Origin of the sequence: Pedobacter nototheniae (genome assembly GCF_032678625.1) — a bacterium.
GTDB classification, from domain to species: Bacteria; Bacteroidota; Bacteroidia; order Sphingobacteriales; family Sphingobacteriaceae; genus Pedobacter; species Pedobacter nototheniae_A.
In genome coordinates this window covers 81,729-107,592 of sequence record NZ_JAVTSO010000004.1, presented here as the reverse complement: position 1 = coordinate 107,592, position 25,864 = coordinate 81,729, and the positions used below count along the sequence as shown (strand labels likewise).

Genomic DNA, 25,864 nt, shown 5'->3' with positions numbered 1-25,864 from the left:
TAGAAGATGTACAGATAGAGAGATTCTTCGTTGCACTCAGAATGACAAAGGTTGATTGGTTTCGCTACGCTCAGAATGACAGAAGGTTAAACAATTTTATTTACCCAGTTCCAAAATCCTAAACGTTCCCGGAATTCTTTTTGGACGTTGTCCTGAAATAGTTGCTTTTTCAAGGTCTGCAGTAGGTAAAAACAAACGATGAAGATTATAATCCATTGCAATTGTTCTTGCACCAGTAGCTGTTTTTATGGTTTCCTGAACTACAAATTTATCTGCTGAAATTTCTTTTACAACGGTGATGTTTCCTTCTCCATTAGCACTGTAAGCTGTTTGAGTAGCCGGATCAAAAACAACCCCATCACATTCTTCGCCTATGGGTAGAGATGTAATCAGTTTGCCTGATTTTGCGTCCAGGATAAGCATTTTTTTATTGGAGCAAACTGTAAATAATCTCGACGTCAAACGGTCAATGGCAAGCCCTGAAGGTTCTTCTCCGCCAGGAAGATTATACCTGGCTAATATTTTAAAATTAACCGCATCAAAACATACAATTTCGTTAGTGTCTTCTATATTAACGTAAATTTTGCCTTTCCCATCAGATACGCCAGCTTCGGGTTTACCACCCAGCGGAACGGTTGCAATGACCTGGTCATTTTGCGGATTAATAATGCTTGCATCCTTACTTTTACCATTAAATACAATTACCTTTCCTGAGAAATCATCATAAAATGAAGCATCAGGATTCTGTCCTACAGCAATATGCCCTAAAACAGCAAATGTTTTTAGGTTGAAAATTGTGCAGGAGGCATCTTTGCCATTGCTGGTATAACCTTTGTTTAAGGTATTTGCAAATGTAATTCCGTGCACACCCGGCGTGTTTGCAATTATCCCTACAGAATCGCCTTTACTATTCAGAATATTAACCTGGTTGCCATGTGAAATGAAAATATTTTTATTTTTTTGGTCTACGTTTAAATAGTCCCAGCCGCCATCACTGTTAATCTTATGTACACCAAGAATACGTAAACCACTTTTCTGTTGTGCAAATACAGAAAAACTTAATGCAGAAAGGACTACAATACTTAGAATTTTGTTTTTCATGAAGTTTTTTTCTTAAATAAAACAAAACACTCTGTAGCAATCCTGAAGATTAATTATTTACGCAATATCCTGCCTTTGAGCACTCGGTAAATACCATACTCAAATCCGTTACAGAAGTGCTAAAATTCTAATCAGCAAAAGCAGTATCACAAATATAAACCTGTTCTGTTGCATAACAGAATTCGAGAGAAATTATGCTTATGATGCAGCTTTTTTAAGATTGGGCTAAAATGGAGGCGTTTGGGCAATGTTGTTGGCCATTTTGTATTCAGAAGGGGAGAAGCCTGTGTTTTTCTTAAAATACTTTCCAAAAAACGAAGAATTACTGAAATTAAGCGCTTCAGAAACTTCAGAAACATTTAAAATGTGCCCGGTTAAAAGAATTTTAGCCTCACCAATAACCACTTCATCAATCAGTTCTCCGGCAGTTCTGTCGGTAACCTGTTTTACAACCTGCGATAAATGCCTGGAAGTAATGCATAAAGCATCAGCATAAAACTGAACCCTTTTTTCTTTTCGGAAGTTTTCCGAAAGTAACGTTAAAAAACGAGTAGTAAGCTCGGATTTACTATCGTGTTTAATCGGAATAAATGTTTTTCTTTTATTGTTAATCAAAAATATATCATACAATATTTCTAAAAAGCTGTTGCGGATAATATCCTTAATATAAGGTGTGTTGGCGGGTAGTTTTAGTTTTTTTTGTAAGGCCAGGATATCATTTAAAATGTCATTAAACTCTTCCTTAGATAAGGAAAACTTGTGTGTAGAATGCTCACGGAATAATCTGTAACTCTCTGCGCTGCTTAAAAATACGCCTTGTTTTTTCAGGTATTCGCCATTAAATCCAATCCTTACAAAAGAAACCTGTTCCTGTTGTTCAATTTCATGTATTGAGCCCGGAAAAACAAATACAATATCCCGCTCTTTCAGACTGTCGGAAACAAAATTGGTTTTTAGGTTAAGCTTTCCTTTTAAAATTAAAATAAGTGAGTATGAAGCTGCCCTGAAAGGTTCATTGCAAGGCCTGGGGATTTGTCCGTCGTGCCGTGTAACGTTTAAATCCTCATTCAAAAATGATTTTTCATCGAAATTTTTAAGCGTACCGGGCATGTTAATTAGATGTTGTTGCATAAAATTATTTGTGATTCGTAACCATTTTTTAACAGATTTAACTTCTACTTTTTATACTTTTTCAAGACTTTAAAAAGCACCGTTTTAGCCACAAAATCCTACTCCTTTTACCTGTTATTTTTCCTCAAAAACAAATGTAATATTTGTTGTAAATTATAAAATAGCAATTTTTTAAAATGACTAAACGTTGATGCATTTTTTAATTTTGATTAACTTTTTCGTTTCGCATAAGTTGTTGTTTTGTAGAGTTTTATTTCTTTTATGCTGTAATTTACGTAGAAATAAGGGTTTTTCTAAATTTAATTTTTAAATTTTACCATTTTAAATAATAAGTCAGGAGGTCAGAAGGTCAATTCATCTAAATGTCACATTTCAGCAATCCACCTTTTTGACCAATATTTCCCACATTTAAACCTTTTTTTGAACCTCAACCCGCGTTAAAATTGCATAATCAAATCATTTAATTACTGTTACCAGCTTTAGTTGGCTCAATTCAATGAAAATGATCTTGGTTTTAAGGGGGAAAGCCAACTTTCCGGATAGAATTTAATAGGGCTCTGCCGAATAACTGCACTGGGATGCGTAAAAAATTACAAGATAGAATTGCTTCATTTAAAGATGCTTCGATTATCAAGGAAAAAGGATTATATCCTTATTTCAGATCAATTGAATCAGCTCAGGATACTGAAGTAGTCATTAATGGGCAAAAAGTATTGATGTTTGGCTCAAACTCATACTTAGGTTTAACTAACCACCCTAAAATTAAAGAAGCCTCTAAAAAGGCAATCGATAAATATGGCACTGGCTGTGCCGGATCAAGGTTTTTAAATGGTTCACTGGATATTCATTTGCACCTGGAAAGCCGTTTAGCCGAATATGTAGGTAAAGAAGCCGCCGTACTTTTTAGTACGGGCTTTCAGGTTAACCTGGGGGTAATATCCTGTTTACTGGATCGGAACGATTACCTCATTCTGGATGAATACGACCATGCTTCGATTATAGATGGAAGCCGTTTGTCATTTTCCCGAACCATAAAATATGCCCACAACGATATGGAGGATTTGCGCAGGAAACTGAGCAGATTGCCAGAAGATGCGGCAAAACTGATTGTTTCTGATGGGATTTTTAGCATGGAAGGCGATTTGGTAAACCTTCCTGAAATGGTGAAAATTGCGGATGAATTTGGTGCCAATATTATGATGGATGATGCACACAGTTTGGGTGTTATCGGTTTTAACGGCTCAGGTACGGCCTCTCATTTTAACCTCAATAATAAGGTAGATTTAATTATGGGCACTTTTAGCAAGTCGCTCGCATCTTTAGGCGGTTTTATTGCCGGAGACGCAGAAACCATTGAATTTATTAAACACCGCGCACGTTCATTAATGTTTAGTGCAAGTATGCCACCATCGGCAGTTGCCAGTGTTATTGCTGCCCTGGATATTATAGAATCAGAACCCGAACGCATCGATAAGCTTTGGCAAAACACAGAATATGCTAAGAAATTATTGTTACAAGCAGGTTTTGATATCGGGCACTCCAACAGTCCGATTATACCGGTTTACATCAGAGACAATACCAAAACTTTTATGATTACCAATATTCTGCAGCAAAATGGAGTATTTGTAAATCCGGTGGTTTCACCTGCAGTACCTTCTGATTCTTCTTTAATTCGTTTTTCACTAATGGCAACACACAGTTTTGAGCAAATAGAAACTGCTATTGAAAAATTAAGTGAGGCATTTAAAACCGTTAACTCAAACCTTGTAGGTACGCAATCATGAAAAGAACAGTAGAAGTTAGTGGCAAAAAAGACCTTAAAGCATTTATTGATTTTCCGCATGCATTATACGCGGATGATGTGAATTATGTGCCTGAGCTTTTTATAGCACAACGCGATTTGCTTACTCCAGGTAAACATCCTTTCTATGATCATTCTGAAATTCAGCTTTTTTTAGCTTACGATAACGATAAAGTGGTTGGGCGTATTGCAGCCATAAACAACACTAACCACAATAAAATATATGAGGTAAAGGAAGGTTTTTTTGGCTTTTTCGATTGTATAAATGATGCCGAAGTGGCTCAGTTATTAATGACGGCTGTAGAGGACTGGCTTACTAAAAAAGGCTTAACAAAAATTTTAGGTCCTGTTAATTTCTCTACCAACGAGGTTTGCGGACTTTTAATAGAAGGTTTCGACGGGCCGCCAGTAGCCATGATGCCATATAATGCAGCTTACTACCTGCCACTTTTAGAGCAAATTGGTTTTAATAAAAATGTTGATTTAAGGGCATACCGATACACCGCTGGAAATTATAGCGAACGATCTGTTGGTTTATTAAATAAAATCGAGGAACGGTTACAAAGAAATAGCATCATTATCCGCAAAATTAACATGAAAAATTTTCAGCAGGAGTGTGATGCAATTCGGGAAGTATACAACAAGGCCTGGGATAAAAACCTTGGTTTTGTGCCGATGACAGATAAGGAATTTAATTATACAGCAAAGGATTTAAAAATGATCCTGGATCCTGACTTCTGCATTATTGCCGAGCAACATGGGAAAATAGTGGGTTTTGCATTGGCTATTCCAGACATTAACCAGATTTTAATTAAGATAAAAAAAGGACGCTTATTTCCAACAGGGCTTTTAAAACTGTTGATGAATAAAAAGAAAATAAACGGTATACGTATTTTATTGCTTGGTGTGATTGATGGTTATCGCAAAATGGGCATAGAAGCCTGTTTATACGGAAATATCATTAAAAGTTTTAGTGCTAAAAAGATGCAGTATGCAGAGGCCAGCTGGACGCTTGATCATAATGATATGATTAATAAGCCGATAGAAGACATCGGTGGAAAACTTTACCGGAAATACCGGATCCTCGAAAAATCGATATGAAAAAGCGGGTATTAATTACTGGAGCAACTGGATTTGTAGGTTACCATTTAATAGAATCGGCACTGGCATCCGGTATGGAAGTTTATGCAAGCATCCGAAGATCGAGTTCAAAGGATCACCTTAAAAATTTAGACATTAACTATGTAGAACTGGATTTTGAATCTATGTATCTTTTAAAAAGAGATATTGAAGAGAAAAAATACCATTACATTATTCATGCTGCAGCAATAACAAAGGCTAAAAACTTACAGGAATACCTGCATATTAATGCTGTTTATACACGCAACCTGGCAGTAGCAGCTTCGATAGCAACACATAAAATAGAAAAATTTGTATTTGTAAGCAGCCTGGCCGCAATTGGTCCTTTAAAAGAAAAGAATGGCGAATTGCTGGATAGCAGTTCTTCTAATCCGGTAACAAATTACGGAATAAGTAAAGCCCTTGCCGAAACTTACCTGAACCAGATTAAAGCATTACCGCTAATCATATTTCGTCCGACAGCAGTTTACGGGCCGCGTGAAAAAGATATTTTCATCCTGCTTAAAAGCATAAGCTCGGGCTTAGAACTTTACATCGGTGATACAGAGCAACAGCTCAGTTTTGTGTATGTAACTGACCTGGCGCGAACGATAGTAAAAGCATTGGGATCAACCGTGGTGAATAAAACCTACAACATTTCTGATGGCTTAATTTATGATCGATCGGCCTTGGCAAATTATGCGCGAAAAGCATTAGGTAAGAAAACCTTTACGTTAAATGTGCCTGTTAAAATGATTAAGGGATTGGCCTGGGTTTTAGAACGCAGTTATGGGCTATTTAGCAAAATACCTGCTTTAAACGTAGATAAAATTAAAGAACTCACCGCAGTAAATTGGGCGGTAAATATTGAAAATTTAGAAAAAGATCTTGGTTTTATACCCGAATACCAGCTTGAAGAGGGGCTTGGTGAAACCATAAAATGGTATAAGAACAACAATTGGTTATAAATAATTAGACAGTTAAAATAAAGTAAAATGAAAGAACAAGTAAAATCAGCTGAGGGTAAACTGGGTATATTAATGCCTGGACTTGGGGCGGTAGCGACTACCATGATTGCCGGTGTAGCTGCTATTAAAAAAGGTTTGTCTAAGCCTATTGGTTCGTTAACCCAAATGGGAACCATCCGCATAGGTAAAAGAACCGAAAATAAGCAACCTAAGATTAAGGATTTTGTGCCTTTGGCTAACCTTGAAGACCTGGTTTTTGGTGGTTGGGATGTATATGAAGATAATGTTTATGAAGCGGCACTTAATGCAAGGGTATTAGATGCAAATTTATTACGCGATGTACGCGAAGAGCTGCAGGCCATTAAGCCCATGCGTGCGGCATTTGATAAAGACTATGTAAAAAACCTTGATGGCAAATTTGTTAAGGATATAGAAAATCGTTACGAACTGGCACAAGCTGTTATTGCTGATATTGAAAACTTCAAGGCAGAAAATAATTGCGACCGTTTAGTAATGGTATGGTGTGGTTCTACTGAAATTTATTTTGAACCTTCTGAAGTACACGAAACACTTGCAGCTTTTGAGCAAGGTTTAAAAGACAATGATAAACGCATTGCACCAAGTATGATTTATGCTTATGCAGCGCTTAAACTGGGTGTTCCCTTTGCAAATGGTGCACCTAACTTAACAGTTGATATTCCCGCACTTTTAGAGCTGGCTAAAGAAACCAATACACCAATTGCCGGAAAAGATTTTAAAACCGGACAAACATTAATGAAAACCATTTTAGCGCCAGGTTTAAGTGCACGTGCTTTAGGCGTTAATGGCTGGTTCTCTGATAATATTTTAGGCAACAGAGATGGTTTAGTATTAGATGATCCGGATAACTTTAAAACTAAAGAAGTTTCTAAGTTAAGTGTATTGGATGAAATTTTTAAACCAGAATCTAACCCGGATTTATATGGTGACATGTACCACAAAATTCGCATCAACTATTACCCGCCTCACGGTGATAATAAAGAAAGCTGGGACAACATCGACATTTTTGGCTGGTTGGGTTATAAAATGCAGATTAAAATTAATTTCTTATGCCGCGATTCAATTTTAGCTGCACCAATTGTGCTTGATTTAGCTTTATTTATTGATTTAGCAAAACGTTCAAATATGTCAGGCATTCAGGAGTGGTTATCTTTCTATTTAAAATCGCCACAAACTTTACCTGGATTAAATGCAGAACATGACATTTTTAAACAGTTAATGAAACTTCAAAATACCTTACGCTACATTATGGGTGAAGATCTAATCACGCATTTAGGTCAGGATTATGAAGAAGAATTAGAAACGGCATAGTGCTATTTCATAAAATCATATCAACCGGTTTGGGAATTGGGTACATTGGTAAGGGTGCAGGTACTTTCGCTGCTATTGCTGCCTGTGCCTGCTGGTACCTTTTCCAAACCGGTTATCATTACCCGCATATATTGGCAGTTGTAATAACGGTTATATTGGTTATTCAGGGCATAATAAGTGCAAATAAAGTAGAAGCAATTTGGGGGAAAGACCATGGAAGGGTTGTAATTGATGAAATTGCCGGTATGTGTATCACTTTGTTGTGGGTGCCGGTAAAATGGGAGTATATCCTTTTAGGATTAATCCTTTTCAGGTTTTTCGACATCCTGAAACCATTATTTATACGCCGTTTAGAAGCCTTGCCAGGCGGCTGGGGCGTTATGGCTGATGATATTTTAGCAGGGGTGTACGCCAATTTAATTCTTCAGCTTGTTATCGTGCTCAAATTAGTATAGCCATATGATTACTTATCTAAAGGCACAGGCATCGTCGGTAATGGCTTCGCTGATTGATTTTTTGGTCACCATTGCAGGTGTAAACCTTTTAAGCTTATGGTACCTTGCCGCAAGTATTGCAGGAACAGTGGCTGGTGGTATTTTCAATTTTACTGTAAATAGAAAATGGGTTTTTTCAGCAACTTCCGAAAACATAAAAGCACAAATTGTTAAGTACATAATTGTTTGGCTGGGCAATTTATTGCTGGTAACAACCGGCGTATATGTATTAACACACTTCTTTAATTTAAATTATGTGCTCTCAAAGGTACTGGCATCTGTTATAATGGGTACAACCTACAATTACATCATGCAAAAGCAGTTTATTTTTATCCGTTAAATGAAACGTCAATATATTTTTTCATTCCGAACCTTTTTATTTGTGGTCCTTAATGTAATGTTAAGCGGGAGTATTTTTGCCCAAAAAACAGCTATCTCAGGAACCGTCCGTGATGCAGCAACAAAAGAAACATTGCCTTATGTTTCGGTATTTTTTAACGGAACCAAAATTGGTACACAAACCGATTTAAATGGAAACTACAGCATCAGCAGTAACGAGGCTCAAAGTGCTTTAAGTTTTAATTATGTAGGTTATCAGGTGCTGGTAAAAACAGTTATACCAGGTACAACCCAACAGATTGATGTAAACTTAAAACCCGATGCCAAATCGCTTGACGAGGTAGTTATCGTTGCCGGCAAAAAGGTAAAATACCGAAATAAAGATAATCCTGCAGTAGAACTCATCAGGCAGGTTATAGCACATAAAGAAGAAAACCGAATTAAAAGTTACAATACAATATCGTACAGGCAATACGAGAAAATGCTGTTCTCCTTAAGCAACGTATCGGATAAATTTAAAAATAAAAAGATATTTAGAAACTATCAGTTTCTTTTTCAGGAGCAGGATTCGACATTAATTGGAGGTAAAAACCTTTTGCCAATTTATATACAGGAGAAGCTTTCTGATAATTACTACAGTAAATTCCCTGAAAAAAACAAAACGGTAGTCGTTGCCGAAAAACAAGTTGAATTTGACAATCGTTATATCGATAATAAAGGAATGAAAACTTATTTCGACCGCATGTACCAGGACATTGATATTTATAAAAACAACATTTCAGTTATGAGCAATGAGTTTTTGAGTCCTGTAGCAGATGGTGCACCGGCATTTTATAAATTTTTTATTACCGATACCTTAAAAAACCAGAAACCTCAGCTCATTGAACTTTCTTTTACGCCACGCAACACGAACGATATGTTGTTTGAAGGAAGGATTTATGTAACCAACGACAGCCATTATGCCGTTACGGGTGTAGCCATGAGTGTAAATAAAAATATAAACTTAAACTTTGTAAGGGCTTTAAAAATCGATCTTGATTTTGAGCCAAATGCTAAAGGGAAATACAGTTTAAGCAAAAGTAATTTGCTTGCCGATTTTGGCATTGGTAAAACAAAAGGCCTGGGCTTTACCGGCGAACGTACCGTAACATTTAAAGCTTATCAATACGATACGCCGTTGCCGGATACACTTTTAAAAGGAAAAAATACAGTTATTTTAGCTGATGCCGCTAAGAAAAGTGATCTTTTTTGGCAACAAAACAGGTTGGATAGCATTTCCAAAGATCAGCTTAAAATTTACCACAATATAGATACGCTGCAAAACCTGCCATCTTTTAAAAGGACAATGAAAATTGTTACCCTTCTATTTGCAGGCTATCAGGATTTAGGCCCTTACGAAATAGGTCCGGTAAATACCTTTTACAGTTTTAATAATGTAGAAGGCTTACGTTTGCGGTTGGGCGGTCGTACCACCCCTCAACTCAGCAAACGTTATTATTTCGAAAATTATGCGGCTTACGGTTTTAAGGATGAAAAGTGGAAATTTTTCCTTTCAGCAACGTATTCGCTTAACAACAAATCTATTTATGAGTTTCCTCAAAATTACGTGAGGGCAAGCTTTCAGCGCGATACCAAAATACCCGGACAAGAGCTACAGTTTGTGCAGGAAGATAATTTTTTGCTATCCTTTAAAAGAGGGGTAAATGATATGTTACTGTACAATGATTTTTACCGTGTTGATTATGTTAAAGAATTTGAAAACCATTTTTCTTATAGCATAGGATTAAAAAAATGGAGCCAAACGCCGGCTGGAGGTCTTTACTATCAAACTTCTACAGGCGGTTTAGTAGATCGTTTAACAACGAGCGAGGTTTCGGTACAATTGCGTTACGCACCCAATGAAAAGTTTATTCAAGGTAAAATTTACCGCTCACCAATTGCCGATCGTTATCCGGTTTTTAATTTAAAATATACCGCAGGCTTAAAAGGTGTTTTAGGTGGCGAATACAATTACCATAGCCTGATGGGCAGTATTGATAAGCGTTTTTATCTTTCGCAGTTAGGCTATAGCGATGTAACTTTTGAGGGCGGTTATATTGCCGGAAAAGTACCGTTTCCACTATTGGACATTCACCGGGCCAACCAAACTTATGCTTACCAGCTTAATTCGTACAACCTGATGAATTTTCTGGAATTTGTAAGTGATCATTATGTGAGCATTAACATCGACCATAATTTTAATGGGTTCTTTTTTAATAAACTGCCTTTACTTAAAAAGTTAAAACTTAGAGAGGTGGTTTCTTTTAAAGCACTTTATGGCGGCTTGAGGAACGAAAATAATCCGGCTTATAACCCAGGACTGTACCAATTGCCAGTTTACGAAAATGGTTCGGTTAGGACCTATGCATTGGGTAACGACCCCTATATGGAAGGTAGTGTGGGTGTAGGCAATATTTTTAAATTTTTAAGGGTTGATCTGGTTAAAAGATTTAACTACCTAAACCATCCAGAAGTTTCTGAATGGGGCATCCGGGCAAGGATAAAACTTGATTTTTAAAACTACTTTATGAAAGCAAAATTTAGAGACAGCCTGCAACAAGGCATATACAAAGTCATTAATCCTTTTGTAAAGGGATTAATTAAAATAGGTTTAACGCCTAATGCGGTAACCACTATAGGTTTAATTTTAAATATTGGTGTAGCAGTTATTTTTGTACTTGGAGCCGAGAAATCCAACCGTGGCGACCTTTCCTATATTGGCTGGGGTGGTGCATTGGTTCTTTTTGCCGGGCTTTTTGATATGCTGGATGGGCAGGTAGCGCGACTGGGTAATATGAGTTCTAAATTTGGTGCCCTTTACGATTCGGTTTTAGACCGTTACAGCGAAATGATTATGTTCCTGGGTATTTGTTATTATTTAATCGCACACCATTACTTTTTAAGTTCGTTATTTGCATTTATTGCATTAATTGGCTCTATGATGGTAAGTTATACAAGGGCACGTGCAGAAGGCTTAGGCGTAGAATGTAAGGGTGGTTTAATGCAGCGTCCTGAACGTGTGGTTACCATTGGTGTTTTTGCCATTGCCTGTGGTGTAAGCAGTCATTTTATTGGCGGCGATTATAAAATTTATGCACCGGGTATATCCTTTCATATTTTTGAAACCATGACCATTTTTACATTGCCCATTACCATTATGGCTTTGTTAACCAATATCACCGCAGTTAAGCGCCTGCTCGAAGCCAAAAAGGGATTAGAGGCACAAGAAAAGGCAGAACGTATTTCGCGGAATAAAGCAGCGCTGATTATTGGGTTTTTGCTTATTTTTGGTAGTTTTAGCATTTCTGGCTTTAAGGCTGTTGCGCAAAACAGTGATCCTTCGCCAATTACTTTTCCTACACCTAAAGGCATTAGCAACCAACTGTTTTACTTGCAGCGTGATCCCAATACCAATACAATTATTTGCCAGTTAAACGTTGATAAGCATGGAGAAGTGAATGAAAATGAGCCTATAAATGTGTTTTGGATGCGGTATGGAGATAACGGCGAAAAAAAGGAACTGGGCTACATTCAAAGAAAATTTGCATATGGTATTTTAAGCAAATCACTTGGGAACGGGCAGTTCGAACTCCGCTTTACCTCCCATAAAAAACTGCCAATGTACCTTAATAAATCTGCAATTGATAAAAAATACCACGTTTACGTAACCGTAAACAATAAAAAAATGCAGATCGAACGTATCTTTTTAAGAATTGAAGGCGGCACATTTTGGTTACCGAATGTAAAATATGTAGAATTAAAAGGTTATGATGCGGCCGATCCTTCTAAATTGCTTGTTGAGCGTATTAAAGTTTAAATTATGAAAAGGAATTTTGTCTCAAATTCATCAGCATCCATCCGGATGTTTAAAAATGATTTCCTCGAAAGCTTATCTAAGGTAAGGTATTATGTGCCTTTGATTGTTTATATTCCGGTAATCGCATTTCTTTTCTGGAAAGCACTTTTTCTGATCGAAATGCCTTTGCAGACTTTCGCCATTTGGTTTTTGATTGGTTTAGGCATTTGGACCATTACAGAGTATATACTGCATCGCTACGTATTCCATTTCGAGCCAACTGTTGAGTGGGGTAAAAAGATTCACTTTATATTTCACGGAGTACACCACGATTATCCGAATGATAATAAAAGGCTGGTAATGCCTCCATCCGCTAGTATTCCGATGGCACTTGGCTTTTATTTTCTTTTCGACTGGCTTTTGCCTGAAAGCAGGGTTTATCCTTTCTTTGCAGGTTTTATGATCGGATATTTATTTTACGATATGGTTCATTATGCCTTACACCATGCTAATTTTAAAAGCGGGTTTTGGAAAAGGCTGAAACAGCACCATATGCTCCACCATTATTCAGATTCTACAAAAGGTTACGGGGTAAGCTGGACTTTTTGGGACCATATTTTCAGATCAAATTTTGACAAAAAATAATATGCAGCATGAAATTGAGTTAAAGGAAGGGTTTTTTAAGTGGAGAGATGTTTATTTAACAGCTTCAATTTCTATCGGATATATTTTGCTGTCTGCCTTACTTGTTGGCTTCAAAATAGATCAGCTGGTATTGGTGTTTATTTTTAACAGTCTTTTTTATTTATCAAAAGGAACCCGGAAGTTTATTACAGGCTTTTCCATCTTCATCGTTTACTGGATTTTGTACGATTACATGAAAGCCTTCCCAAATTATCTTTTTAGCGAAGTTCATATCCAAAGCCTTTACGAATTAGAGAAAAAATTATTCGGAATCCATTTTCACCAGCTCATTCTTACACCCAACGAATATTGGAAGCTAAACAGTATCGCCTCCCTGGATGTAATAACAGGCTTTTTTTACCTGATGTGGGTGCCTGTACCGCTGGCATTTGCCACTTATTTATTCTTTTATAATCGGAAGCAGTTTGTATATTTTGCCCTTACTTTTGTTTGGGTAAACCTTTTAGGCTTTGTCGTTTATTATGCTTTTCCGGCAGCACCGCCATGGTATGTGCAGGAGCATGGCTTTAACTTTATTGCTAAAACACCTGGTAATACAGCGGGTTTGGTTAGGTTCGATCATTATTTTAATACCACACTCTTTCAGGGGATATACAGTAAAGGTTCTAACGTTTTTGCAGCAATGCCATCATTACATTCCTCTTATCCGGTAATTGTACTTTATTACGGCTTAAAAAATAAGTTAGGTGCAGTAAACATTTTCTTTTTTACGGTAATGATTGGTATTTGGTTTTCGGCAGTGTACACCAGCCACCATTATATTCTTGATGTTGCTGCAGGCATTACCTGTGCCACAATTGGGATTATAACTTTTAATTTTTTAATTAAACGAACACCGGTTAAACAGTTTTGTAATAACTTGATTAAAAACATTTCTGCTTAAAACTTTATACTGAATTCAAAATTCTGGAGAGAAGAATGTAGATGATCCGTTGTCGGCGGAGTTTTACTTCTTTGGGTAACGAAATAAACAAAACTTAAGGATGCAACGCTGAATATTTTCTTTTTTATCATCGATAAGAAAACTCATCTCGGTAAGCTGTATTTAAATTAATTTCAATCGTTCAATATTGTACACTTACCGTTCGTTAATGAACAATTTTATAAACGATTTGCGTATTAAATAGCTTATAAACAGTTGAATAAGCAGTTTTTTGTAATTGGCATAAACTTAGTGCTCTGGATGCTAATCATAGTTAGTTATAAATCGTTATTGCCATGTTCAAACTCAACTTAAAAATAGCTTTGCGTAATCTCTGGAGAAATAAAACCTCTTCTGTTATTAATATTATTGGTTTAGCAATTGGTTTATCAGCTTGTTTACTCTTGCTTTTGTATGTTAGATATGAAATGAATTTTGACCGTCACTTTAAAGATTCGGATAAAATTTATCAGGTAATGACCAATTTTCAGGATGCAAACGGAAAAGTCACCAGTACCGGTGGCTCGCCGGGCGATGGAATAGCAATGGCTATAAAGGCTAAAGTTCCCGAAATAGATGTAATTGCAAGGATGGGTGGTGGCGATCAGTCGCTTATTGCCAATAAAGAATCGGTATTTAAAAAGATGGATTTTTTTGCTGATCCGGAAGTACTGAAAGTTTTTAACTATGATTTTATCGTTGGTAATCCAACAACTGCGCTTAACGCACCCAACTCTATTATACTAACTGCACAAACTGCAAAGCTTTTATTTGGGAGTACAGATGTGCTGAACAAAACAGTGCGGTATAAAGATGCATTCGATTTAAAGGTTACAGGAGTAATTAAAGATTTTCCGGCCAACACCTCACTCAGGTTTGATTATTTAATGCCCTGGTCTTTTTTTGAAAGTATAAACGCTTATCTGAAAAATCCGGGTTGGGGCAATTTTAATTTTTTAGCAATGGCAAGGGTTAATAATCCGACAAATATAAACCTGATTAATGCCAAGGTAAAAAAGCTGTTCAACGAAAATTATAAGAATGAAAAAGCTGAAAATTTTTTATATCCATTTGCTGATCAACATTTGTATGGCGAATTTTTAAATGGCAAAAGTGTGGGTGGAAATATTGAACGGGTTTATCTTTTTGTTGCGCTGGCTTTTGGTATTTTACTTGTGGCCTGTATTAATTTTATGAATATGGCCACCGCCAAATCAGAGCGTAGGGCAAAGGAAGTGGCCATTAAAAAAACAATAGGGGCAACAAGAAATTCTTTGGTTATACAGTTTCTAACCGAGGCCATGGTGTTAACGACTATTGCAGCCATAATTGCCTCTATGATCGTTGAAGCCAGCTTACCTGTATTTAATAACCTCTTGGCAATTGATATTGAAATTGGTTATACCAATGTTGGCTATTGGCTCGGCATTTTGGCTGTAGCCTTGTTAACCGGACTTTTGTCTGGTATTTATCCTGCTTTATTTCTTTCAGCTTTTAAACCTATTCAAACCTTAAAAAAGCAAACCGCCCGAACTAAACTTATTCCGGTAAGCCTTAGGCAAGTGCTGGTTGTAACTCAGTTTTGCTTTGCTATTATGCTCATCATTGCTACGCTGGTCATTTATAAACAAATGCAGTTTATAAAAAATAAATCGGCAGGATACAACATGAATTTACTTGCTGAAATGCCTCAGGATGGCGAGTTGTTTAACAAGTTTGAATTATTTAAAACTGAAGCGCTAAAAACAGGGGCAGTTATCGCCGTTAATCAAACTTCGCAGGGTATGACTGGTGTTAGCAATTGGTTTTATGGATTGAAATGGGATGGGATGGAAGAAAAGGGTAAGGAAATTGTTTTTAGCCGTTTGCAAACCAAGTATGATTTTGCCAAAACAAGTGGTGTTCAACTATTGGAAGGGCGCGATTTCTCCAAAGATTTTGCTTCTGATACTGCAGCAATTTTATTGAGCAGCACTGCAATAAAAATGATGAATCTCAAAAACCCGTTAGGCACCAGTGTAAACCTTTTTGGGAGCCAGTTAAAAGTAATCGGTGTTTTTAAAGATTTTATTTGGGATTCTCCTTTTTATTCAGGGCGCCCGATGGTTATTAATTACAGTAAAAATGAAGGTGGCAACATCAACCTGCGTCTAAATCCAGCCAATAGTTTAAGCAAAAATGTTGAGTTAATCTCAAGTGTTGCCAAAAAGATCAATCCAACTTATCCTGTACAAATCAATTTTGTGAATGATTTGTACACTAAAAAATTGCAATCAGAAAAAATCCTGGGTTTTCTGGCCAATCTGTTTGGAGGTATTGCCATATTTATTTCCTGTATGGGGCTTTATGGCTTGGTTGCTTACAGTGCCGAACAGCGTACTAAAGAGTTTGGCGTGCGTCGGGTATTGGGCGCTTCAGTTGGTAACATCATGAACCTGCTTTCAGTTTCCTTCCTAAAAATGGTATTTGTTGCAGCATGTATTGGCGTACCTTTAGCTTATTACCTGATGAACAAGTGGCTCACAGGTTTTGAATTTAGAACCACCATATCCTTTTCAATTATAATAATATCCATAGCAGGCACAACAATCATTGCATTTTTAACAGTTAGTTTTCAGGCTTATAAAGCAGCAAAAGCCAATCCTGTTGATGCACTGAAATACGAGTAGTTCTACTATGGCATTAGAATAACAGAGGCTTTTACCAAGGCCTCTGTTAAGGAAATTTTTAATTGATTTATTTGTCAAGCGAGGAAGCACGCTTGCGCAATGGGCTGTAAATTAAGTAAACAAAGTTTTACGCAGGCATAACTACAAATTACTTAATATTGAAGTTCAAACAACCTTCATGAAAAAAGTAATTTTCTCTGTCCTTTTATGGGTTTGCTTTGCAACAACCTATGCGCAGCAAAAACCAAATATCATTTTCATTTTAGTTGATGATTTGGGTTACGGTGATGTTGGCATATTTTTTCAAAACCAGCGTAAACTTTCAGGGAACAAAGCATTGCCTTTTGAACTCAGTCCCCAACTGGATAAAATGGCTGCAAATGGAGCTATTTTAACACAACAATATGCCAATGCACCTGTTTGCGCACCCTCAAGGGCATCTTTGCTAACGGGTGTTAATCAAGGAAATGCAAATGTAAGGGATAATCAATTTGATAAAGCACTGGAGAATAATCATACCACTGCCACGGTATTAAAACAGGCTGGTTACCGCACTACAGCTATTGGAAAGTGGGGCCTGCAGGGCGATGACGAAAAGCAAAAACCCAACTGGCCAGCTCATCCTTTAAAAAGAGGTTTTGATGATTATTTTGGTTATATGCGACATGCCGATGGACATGAACATTACCCTGTAGAAGGTGTTTACAGAGGTAAAAAAGAAATCTGGGCTAATTATAATGAAGTATCAACAGATTATGCAAAGTGTTATACTACAGATTTGTGGACGGCGAAAGCAAAGGATTGGATTACAAAATTTGAAGGCAGTAAAAATAAATCTGATCCATTTTTTATGTATTTGGCCTACGATGCACCTCATGCGGTTTTGGAATTGCCAACGCAAGGTTATCCGAAGGGTGGCGGGGTAAATGGAGGGCTTAAATGGCTGGGGCAATCAGGCCATATGATCAACACGGCTTCCGGTGAGGTTGATTCTTATATTCACCCGGATTATGCAAATGCAACTTACGATGATGACCACAATCCTGTAACCCCGGAAATTCCGTGGCCAGATACATACAAGCGTTATGCAACTGCAGTAAGAAGAATTGATGAGGCCGTGGGCGACCTTTTAAAACTGCTTAAAGACTTAAAAATTAATGACAATACATTAATTGTGTTTTCATCAGATAACGGACCATCTATAGAATCTTATCTGCCTAAAAACTATGTTCCAAATTTGCCAACTTTTTTTAGCAGTTATGGCCCCTTTGATGGTATAAAACGCGATTGTTGGGAAGGAGGGATGCGCATGCCTGTTATTGCACAATGGAGCAAACACATCCGTCGGGGCAGTGTAGTTACCACACCTTCTATGCTATCAGATTGGCTCGCTACTTTTGCAGATGCGGCTAAAATAGCTGCTCCCGCAAAAACAGATGGAGTTTCTTTACTTCCATCACTTTTGAAAAATGGAAATCAGAAAGAAAGCCTGGTATATTCTGAATATTTTGAAGGTGGCAATACTCCAAAATTTGATGCATTTGAAAAAGACAGGCAAGGTAGAAAACGCGGGCAAATGCAAATGATTCGTTTTGGAGATTTGGTTGGCGTACGTTATAATATAAAATCTGCTACCGATAACTTTGAAATTTACGACGTGATTAAAGATCCAAAACAAACCGATAACCTTGTCGAAAAAAATGGATATGTTGATGTACAATTAATAATGAAGAATAAAGTTCTTCAGGTGAGAACAAACTTAGCCGATGCTAAAAGACCCTACGATTCAATAGCCATTCCGGCAGTAGTGCCAAGTAGCCTAACTAAACCTGGTTTGAAATGGCGCTTTGTGGAAGGTTCTTTTCCATGGGTAATTGCGGCTGATGATTTGAACGCCACGCAAACCGGCTATTCAAATTCGCTTCAGGTTAATGAAGTGAAAAAAGATGGGTGTTTTGTATTTACGGCTTATTTAAAGGTGCCTAAAACAGGTAAATATGTGTTTACTTTAACAGGAAACCAAAAGGCTTTTGTAAGGTTACATAGTGCGGCTATACTGGATGCAGACTTTAATTATACAGGAAAAGAAACGGAGCGCGAAGTTGTATTGGAGCAGGGGTTTCATCCGGTTAAAATTTATACTTTAAATAAAGATTTTAAAAATGATTTGCAGATCAAATTTGGAGTGGCCGGAAATCAACTCCCTATAGAACAATTTTTATGGCAATTTAATTAGGACCCATATTAAAATCATAATTTACAGGCTTTAAGTAACGAAAGTCATAGTCAACCAAATATAATTTATTAATGATGAAATACCTGTTTAGCCTTTTTATAACCCTTTGTTTTTTGGAAAGTGTAGCACAAAAGCACCCAAATGTAATCCTGATTTGTGCTGATGATTTAGGTTATGGCGATTTAAGTTGTTACGGTGCTACAAAAATCAATACACCAAATTTAGACAAACTGGCGGCCAGCGGTATGCGTTTTACCAACGGACATTCTACTTCTGCAACTTGTACTCCATCCCGATATGCAATGATGACGGGAAACTACCCCTGGCGTAAAAAGGGAACCGGTATTTTACCTGGAGATGCCGCGCTGATTATTCCAACAGACGAAATAACCTTACCAAAGGTATTTAAAAATGCGGGTTATCAAACGGCTATAATTGGTAAATGGCATTTAGGCCTGGGAGATCAGGTTACAAAAGACTGGAATAAAGAAATAAAACCTGGCCCGAATGAAGTGGGGTTTGATTACTCATTTATATTTCCGGCTACGGCAGATCGTGTTCCGACGGTTTTTTTAAAAGATCATAAAGTTATTGGACTAGAAGAAAATGATCCTATTGCGGTTGATTATAAAAATAGGGTAGGCAATGATCCAACAGGAAAAGAACATCCAGAATTATTAAAAATGAAAAGCTCACCCGGACAGGGGCACGATAATACAATTGTTAATGGCATTGGTAGAATTGGTTATATGGCTGGCGGAAAAATGGCCCGATGGACAGATGAAGAGCTTTCGCTTACATTTTTAGAACAAGCCAAAGGTTTTATTGCCGAGAAAAAGGATGTTCCGTTCTTTCTCTATTTTGCTACAACAGAACCTCATGTTCCAAGAATGCCAGCAACTATGTTTAAAGGTAAAAGTGGGTTAGGGCCAAGAGGAGATGCTATTTTGCAGTTGGATTGGACGGTTGGGCAACTTATGGATCAGTTAAAGAAAGAGGATATTGCAAAAAATACCATCATTGTTTTTACCAGCGATAACGGCCCGGTATTGGATGATGGTTATCAGGACGATGCCGTAACAAAATTAAATGGACATACACCTGCCGGTACTTTGCGTGGTGGGAAATACAGTGCTTTGGAAGGTGGTACAAGAATGCCTTTTATTGTAAACTGGGGGCAAAAAGTAAAACCTGGAGTTTCAAACGCCCTGATCTCTCAAATAGACCTTATCCGTTCATTTGCCGCCATGCTTAATCAGCAGATTGAATTAACCGAAGCAAAAGATAGTGAAAACCAGTTACAGGCGCTTTTAGGTAAAGACAGGAAAGGAAGAGCTGAATTGATTTTGCAGGGCGGACCTCTTTCCATCATCAAAGATGGCTGGAAATACATTACACCGAATAAAGGTGTGGCATATGATAAAGCAGTTGGCATTGAAACAGGTAACTTACCGTTGGCGCAACTTTATAACCTCAATGATGATGTTTCAGAAAAAAATAATGTGGCAGATAAATACCCTGAAAAAGTAGAAGAACTTAAAAAGCTGCTCGAAATAAGTATCGGGAAAACTCAAAAATAAGCCTGCATAAATTCTATTACTCGGTTTAATTCTTGTAATAACTATTTGTTGTTTAGTTGTTGTAGCTAATTTATTAGTTGTATATTTATTGCTCATCAAATACGTTTATGGATATTAAAGATTTAACCAGGGTTGAAGCACAGTTAATGCAAATACTTTGGCGCCTGGAAAGAGCGTTTGTTAAAGAAATTGTTCACGAACTTCCTGAACCGAAGCCCGCATACAGTACAGTTTCTACCATTATAAGAATCCTTGAAAGTAAAGGTGTAATTGCTTACGAAGCTTTCGGTAAAACCCACCGCTATTATCCGCTTATTAGCAAAGAAGAATATATGCGCCATGAGGCGGATAAGTTTTTAGGTAATTATTTTTCTAATTCCGTTCAGGATATGTTCTCCTTTTTTATTCGAGAAAATAAAATAGATTTAAAAGATGCCGACGAAATATTGAAAATGATAGATAAGATTAAAGATTAATATGCAGTTTATAATGTGCCTGATCTGGTCTAATGTATGTTTGATTACGTTGTACCTGCTTTATTTGTTGTGCTTTAAAAACAGCACTTTTTTTATTGCAAACAGAATCTACCTGCTTTCTGCATTGGCAATTTCCATGTTAATTCCATTTATCACCGTTTTCAAAGTTATCGCTCCTGTTCAGGTTAATGTAATCTCCGTTTATATTTCTACTTCTAAAATTGCAGATCAGGTTTTTGTAGAAAGTGCTAAATATCCTATGCGCTGGTTGTTTATACTATATTGGTTGGGTGTGGCCATTAGCAGTCTTTTGTTTTTAACGAAATTAATGCACATTAAGAAGTTTTTAATAAATCCACCAGTGCCAGGTTTGGCTTTTACTTTCTGGAGGACTAAGGTAATCGATCCTGGTTTTTTATCCTATCAGGCAATTAATGAACATGAATCTATCCATGCGAAACAATTGCATACCATTGATGTGCTGCTCATGGAAATGATTGGTGTTTTTTACTGGTTTAATCCAATAATTTATAGCTATAAGCGTAGTATTAGAAATGTGCATGAATTTTTAGCAGATGAGCACGCCTCCAGATTAGCTGGAAGTAAGAAAAATTATGCTATGATGCTTTTCTGCCAAACATTTAAGGCAAGTCCGGATTTAGCCAATGCATTTTCGGGCAAAACTCAACTGCAAATGCGTGTTAACATGTTGCAGAAAAGGAGGTCATCAAAATCAATGCTATTTAAATATTTATTCGTTGTTCCGGTACTTTTTTTACTCGTTGTATTATCATCGTCAATACCTGCAGGCTTTAATAAATCTATAGTTAAAGGTGTTTCTGATAAAATGGCCTCTTTTCCGGGTGGATTTCAAGCATTCGAGGCCTATTTAAAAAAATCAGCCCTTAAAGTAAACAAGGCAAAAGGTAGGGTTGTCGTTAGCTTTATAGTAGATTTAGATGGAACTGTTCGTAACGAAAAAATTGTGCAGCATTTAAGTGATGTTCAAGATGAAGAAGCATTGCGGATGATTAGAATGAGTCCGAAATGGAAACCGGCTATACAAAACAATCAGATTGTTCGTTCAAGCTATCAAATAGGACTTAATTTTTAATTTTAAGAATGAAAAAACAAATTAACTAACTATTTAGCTGATTTATTTAATAAATTAGTTGTTTGACTAATTTATTAGTTATATGTTTGAGGTAAATCAAAACCCAAATATTCAGCTATGGCGTTATCTAAATTTTTCATTTTAAAAAAATCTGCTTGTGTAGTTCTTCTTATTTTAAGTTCAGCATTACTTCGTGCACAAAATATCCACCAGATAAAAGGAGAAGTACTCGACGAAAATAAAATTCCCTTACCCTTTGTGCAGGCTAAATTAAAACGCGGCGCAGATTCGGTACTGATTAAAACCATTTTATCCGATAATCTGGGAAGATTTAAATTTTCTGTAGCACCGGGGGAGTATATCGTTCAGGTATTGATGATGGGCTACCAACCTTACACTACAAATGTGCAGCTTTCGTCAGAAAGTACAATCGACATGGGGAAAATACAATTAATTCAGCAAATGCAACAGCTGGGTACTGTTAATGTAACTGCTTCTGTGCCGTTTATTGAACGAAAGGCAGATAAACTCGTGGTCAATTTAAACGGACTTGGATCAGGCGCACCAATTTTGGATATCATGAATCAATTGCCGGGTGTGCAGGTTTCACCTGATGATGTTTTAAGTTTAAACGGCCGGCCGGTACAGATTTATATTGATGGAAAAGCCAGTACGTTATCAGCAGAAGCACTTGCAGGGCTTTTAAAAGGAATTTCGTCATCATCTATTCAAAAAGTAGAACTTATTGCCCAGCCATCGGCAAAGTACGATGCTGCGGGTAATGGCGGAATTATTAATTTAGTAAGAAAGAAAAACTATAAGGCAGGTTTAAATGGAAATGTTTATGGCGGGGCAGGAGCCGGGAAATATTTAAAAACCAATGGCGGAGTAAATTTGAATTATAAAGGAAAAAATTTCAACCTTTTATTAAATGCAGATTATTCTTTTAACAAGTATTTTGTAAACAATTTTATCACGTCAGATTTTTTTAGCGATGAGCGGCAATTTACAGGTCGCACTTTATCAGATATTTACAGCGTAAGGCGCAATGCAAGTTACACGCCTAATTTAGGATTGGATGTTTATCTTTCAAAAAAAACAACTTTATCCGCATCCATCAGGCCCGGTTTTGCCGATTTTAAAAAAGATGCATCTTCCGGTACATCTAATTTTGATGCAACAGGCAGTTTATTAAACAAATCTATTTTTTTAAACCTTGTGGATACACGTTCTACCAATTTTTCGTCAGGATTACATTTACAGCATGATGTAGATACTTCAGGCAGGCAACTTACAGCCGACCTGGATTATTATCGTTTTGGAAATTACAGCAATCAAACAAATAACACTACTCTTTTTAATGTTGGCAATAATAACAGCACAACACAGCCAAGTCTTTTTTATCAGGACAGGGTATTTAGTGTTTATGCACTAAAAATTGATTATAGCCTTCCATTACCTAAGGGCAGGCTTTTGGAAGCCGGAATAAAATCAAGTAATGTAATTTCAACTAATTCCAATCGGTTTTTGAATGTTGTTCAAGAAGCTTTTGTAACTGATTTTTCTCAGAACGATACTTTTGCTTATAGAGAAAATGTATCGGCACTTTATGGCACTTATAGTTTCACCGGGAAAAAACTTTCTTATCAGTTTGGCTTGCGTGGTGAATATACCTGGGGTAAAGGAAACGGACAAATGAATAACCTGGATTTTAACAGGGCGTATTTTCAATTGTTTCCTTCATTTCACGCCGATTATAAATTATCCGCCTCAAATAGTTTGTTTTTTGGACTGAATAAAAGAATTGAAAGACCAGGTTATGAAAATTTAAATCCATTAATAAGAATTATAAATTCTAATAACCTTCAACAAGGAAATCCCTTATTATTACCGGTAAAATCATACAATTTAGAAATGGGTTACGGGTATAAAAATCAACTTTTCCTGGGCGGGAATTACAGTTTAAATGTAGATGATTTTACATCTGTCACTGTTCCATACGCAAATGATGTTATTTCAACGATGCCTGGAAATGCAGACTATTCGCAGTACTTTGCCTTTTATGCAACCTATAATAAGCAGATATTGCCGTGGTGGACAACCAGTTCAAATTTAACTTTATGGCGCAGGGGTTTTAAAGGGATGCTTAACGGAAGTTTATTTGAAAACAACGGCATGTTTGCTTTAAATGCTACATCCTACAACAGTTTCAATATTACTAAAAACACATCTATAATGTTTCTATTTAATTATAGGAGCAAAAGTGTCGACAGAACGCTAACCAATGATGCTTACGCCATGCTTACCGCTGGTATACGACAAACTTTTTTGGCCAAAAAGGCGTCGCTGCAACTCAATTTTATGGATATATTTAAATCATTCAAAAATAGTTACCAGCAAAATTCAGGGCCAATACAGCAGCAATGGCTTAACCAATACGAAACGAGAGCAATAAAAATCAACTTTAGTTATAGCTTTGGGGGTGCAATAAAAAATACCAAACGAAGCCAGGGGGCGGAAGAAGAAAAAATCCGGACCAATTTGAAAGAAAATTAAAATTTGCTGTTATTCTTTTAAATTTTCTCAGAAAAATCTCCCTAATGGAAAAATCATTCTACATAATTACTGCATCATTTAATCGTTACAAATTTATTATTATTGATTTTATATCTTGTCGCTTTTAAATGCTTAATTATTTTCCAAAATTTATGAAATTACTTTTAGTTAATCTGTACTGCGTTCTTTTCCTCTGTTTAGTTGCTTCTGCGCAGAAAAAAGAACTTACTTTAATTAATCCGGTTGGGCAACCAAGAACGGATGAATTGATTGTAATAAAAAGATTTTCGGTACAAAATTTATTAAGTGGTAAAAATAAAGCGACTTATTTAAACGTAACAGATCCATCAGGGAAGGCAGTATTTGTTCAGTTCAACGACCTTAATTTTGATGGAAATTGGGATGAAGCTGTGTTTTTATATTCATTTAAGCCCCTGGAAAAAGTTAAATTTACGGTTACCGGAACCAGTCAGAAAAATAATGATGCCGTAGCGAGGGCACATGTAAGGCACCGCAGAAAAAATGCTGACGATACCTTTGCGCCTGCCATTAACCTGGATTCAATTCCTGCAGGACAAGCAAATACAGATTTCTCTAAGACCAAGCTACCTCCGTTTTTAACTGAAGGTCCTGCCTGGGAAAATGATAAAGTAGGTTTTAGGTTATACTTTGATGTGCGTAATGGCAAAGATATTTGGGGTAAAACCACCTCGGCAATGATGATGGATACGGTAGGTGCTAATCCTGCGCTTATTTACCACAACCGGGCAGATTGGGGCATGGATGTATATAAAGTTGGCTCTTCTTTAAGTGCCGGTGCTTTAGCCCTGAATGTGAAACTTAAAAATGGCAAAGATTCATTAATCAGGCTGGGGGGTAAAAATATGGGTAAAGTAATTTATCAGAAAATAGCCGATGGGCCAGTAGAGGCTAAATTTAAAATGATATATCCAAAATGGAATTTTGCAGCAGGTTATGATCCTATTTTTTTAGAGGAAGAAATTAGTATTTGGGGAGGCCAGTATTTTTATGAGAGTAAAATTAAAATTGTTGGAGCGCCAAAAGGTGCAAGCCTGGTTACCGGTTTTGCCGATCTGTTTAAAATTGATGCTTCAACGATAAACTCAAAAAATACCCGGGTTTATTACAGCTATGGCATCCAGAGTGAAAATAAAGATAATTTAGGATTGGCCGTAATGGCTTCAAAAAGCGAATTTATATCAACAGGAAAATCGGCTGAAACAGAAAAGGATATTAAAAACAGTTACCTCGTGTCGCTTAAAATCCCTGAAAAGGAGTTTGCCACATTTCGTTTTTATGCAGCCTGGGAACCAACAGATAAAAGATTTAAAGAGAAAGCTGGCTTTGAACAATTTTTACAACAACAGACTGCCGATTATGATGCAAAAATTAGCTTGCAATGGAAATAAGCTAATTTCTAATTTTAAACAATCAAAAAATAATTAAC

19 protein-coding genes are annotated in these 25,864 nt (G+C 36.7%); 17 read left to right on the top strand and 2 right to left on the bottom strand.

Annotated elements, in window-relative coordinates:
- Positions 1-96: 96 nt before the first annotated feature.
- The gene (locus tag R2Q77_RS13375) at positions 97-1,101 is read right to left on the bottom strand and encodes a YncE family protein (RefSeq protein WP_316804228.1); all 1,005 of its coding nucleotides are present in this window, start codon (positions 1,099-1,101) and stop codon (positions 97-99) included.
- 225 nt (positions 1,102-1,326) lie between these two features.
- The gene (locus tag R2Q77_RS13370) at positions 1,327-2,232 is read right to left on the bottom strand and encodes a helix-turn-helix domain-containing protein (protein ID WP_316804227.1); all 906 of its coding nucleotides are present in this window, start codon (positions 2,230-2,232) and stop codon (positions 1,327-1,329) included.
- Positions 2,233-2,810: 578 nt separating this feature from the next.
- Between R2Q77_RS13370 and spt the strand changes: the two genes are divergently transcribed.
- From spt to R2Q77_RS13285, 17 genes are all read left to right on the top strand, one after another.
- Positions 2,811-4,016, top strand: a complete 1,206-nt coding sequence (gene spt / locus R2Q77_RS13365; protein ID WP_316804226.1) for a serine palmitoyltransferase — start codon at positions 2,811-2,813, stop codon at positions 4,014-4,016.
- Positions 4,013-5,134 carry a hypothetical protein gene (locus R2Q77_RS13360; protein ID WP_316804225.1) on the top strand — a complete coding sequence of 374 codons (1,122 nt, stop codon included), beginning with the start codon at positions 4,013-4,015 and terminating at the stop codon, positions 5,132-5,134. The genes spt and R2Q77_RS13360 overlap by 4 nt, the downstream gene beginning before the upstream one ends.
- Complete coding sequence (locus R2Q77_RS13355) at positions 5,131-6,120, top strand: NAD(P)-dependent oxidoreductase (RefSeq protein WP_316804224.1); 990 nt, start codon at positions 5,131-5,133, stop codon at positions 6,118-6,120. Before R2Q77_RS13360 ends, R2Q77_RS13355 begins: the two co-directional genes overlap by 4 nt.
- 27 nt (positions 6,121-6,147) lie before the next feature.
- Positions 6,148-7,470, top strand: coding sequence for an inositol-3-phosphate synthase (locus R2Q77_RS13350; protein ID WP_316804223.1), 1,323 nt, complete (start codon positions 6,148-6,150; stop codon positions 7,468-7,470).
- Positions 7,470-7,925 carry a phosphatidylglycerophosphatase A gene (locus R2Q77_RS13345; RefSeq protein ID WP_316804222.1) on the top strand — a complete coding sequence of 152 codons (456 nt, stop codon included), beginning with the start codon at positions 7,470-7,472 and terminating at the stop codon, positions 7,923-7,925. The genes R2Q77_RS13350 and R2Q77_RS13345 overlap by 1 nt, the downstream gene beginning before the upstream one ends.
- Before the next feature lie 4 nt (positions 7,926-7,929).
- Entirely contained in the window at positions 7,930-8,304 is a 375-nt protein-coding gene (locus R2Q77_RS13340) for a GtrA family protein (protein WP_316804221.1), read from the top strand.
- Positions 8,305-10,860, top strand: a complete 2,556-nt coding sequence (locus R2Q77_RS13335; protein ID WP_316804220.1) for a DUF5686 and carboxypeptidase-like regulatory domain-containing protein — start codon at positions 8,305-8,307, stop codon at positions 10,858-10,860.
- A 9-nt stretch (positions 10,861-10,869) separates the two neighbouring features.
- The gene (locus tag R2Q77_RS13330) at positions 10,870-12,159 is read left to right on the top strand and encodes a DUF4833 domain-containing protein (protein ID WP_316804219.1); all 1,290 of its coding nucleotides are present in this window, start codon (positions 10,870-10,872) and stop codon (positions 12,157-12,159) included.
- A 3-nt stretch (positions 12,160-12,162) separates the two neighbouring features.
- Positions 12,163-12,783, top strand: a complete 621-nt coding sequence (locus tag R2Q77_RS13325) for a sterol desaturase family protein (protein WP_316804218.1) — start codon at positions 12,163-12,165, stop codon at positions 12,781-12,783.
- 1 nt (position 12,784) lies between these two features.
- Positions 12,785-13,726: a phosphatase PAP2 family protein gene (locus R2Q77_RS13320; RefSeq protein WP_316804217.1), complete on the top strand. Its 942-nt coding sequence runs from the start codon at positions 12,785-12,787 to the stop codon at positions 13,724-13,726.
- Between the two features lie 335 nt (positions 13,727-14,061).
- On the top strand, positions 14,062-16,434 hold the full coding sequence (locus tag R2Q77_RS13315) for an ABC transporter permease (RefSeq protein WP_316804216.1): 2,373 nt from the start codon (positions 14,062-14,064) through the stop codon (positions 16,432-16,434).
- Between the two features lie 178 nt (positions 16,435-16,612).
- Positions 16,613-18,670, top strand: coding sequence for a sulfatase-like hydrolase/transferase (locus R2Q77_RS13310; protein WP_316804215.1), 2,058 nt, complete (start codon positions 16,613-16,615; stop codon positions 18,668-18,670).
- A gap of 71 nt (positions 18,671-18,741) precedes the next feature.
- Positions 18,742-20,250 carry an arylsulfatase gene (locus tag R2Q77_RS13305; protein ID WP_316804214.1) on the top strand — a complete coding sequence of 503 codons (1,509 nt, stop codon included), beginning with the start codon at positions 18,742-18,744 and terminating at the stop codon, positions 20,248-20,250.
- A gap of 107 nt (positions 20,251-20,357) precedes the next feature.
- Positions 20,358-20,726 carry a BlaI/MecI/CopY family transcriptional regulator gene (locus R2Q77_RS13300; RefSeq protein ID WP_316804213.1) on the top strand — a complete coding sequence of 123 codons (369 nt, stop codon included), beginning with the start codon at positions 20,358-20,360 and terminating at the stop codon, positions 20,724-20,726.
- Between the two features lies 1 nt (position 20,727).
- Positions 20,728-21,840, top strand: coding sequence for an energy transducer TonB (locus tag R2Q77_RS13295; RefSeq protein ID WP_316804212.1), 1,113 nt, complete (start codon positions 20,728-20,730; stop codon positions 21,838-21,840).
- A 117-nt stretch (positions 21,841-21,957) separates the two neighbouring features.
- Entirely contained in the window at positions 21,958-24,396 is a 2,439-nt protein-coding gene (locus tag R2Q77_RS13290; RefSeq protein WP_316804211.1) for an outer membrane beta-barrel protein, read from the top strand.
- A 152-nt stretch (positions 24,397-24,548) separates the two neighbouring features.
- Positions 24,549-25,826 (top strand): DUF4861 family protein, encoded by a 1,278-nt coding sequence (locus R2Q77_RS13285; RefSeq protein ID WP_316804210.1) that lies wholly within the window; start codon positions 24,549-24,551, stop codon positions 25,824-25,826.
- Positions 25,827-25,864: the final 38 nt, after the last annotated feature.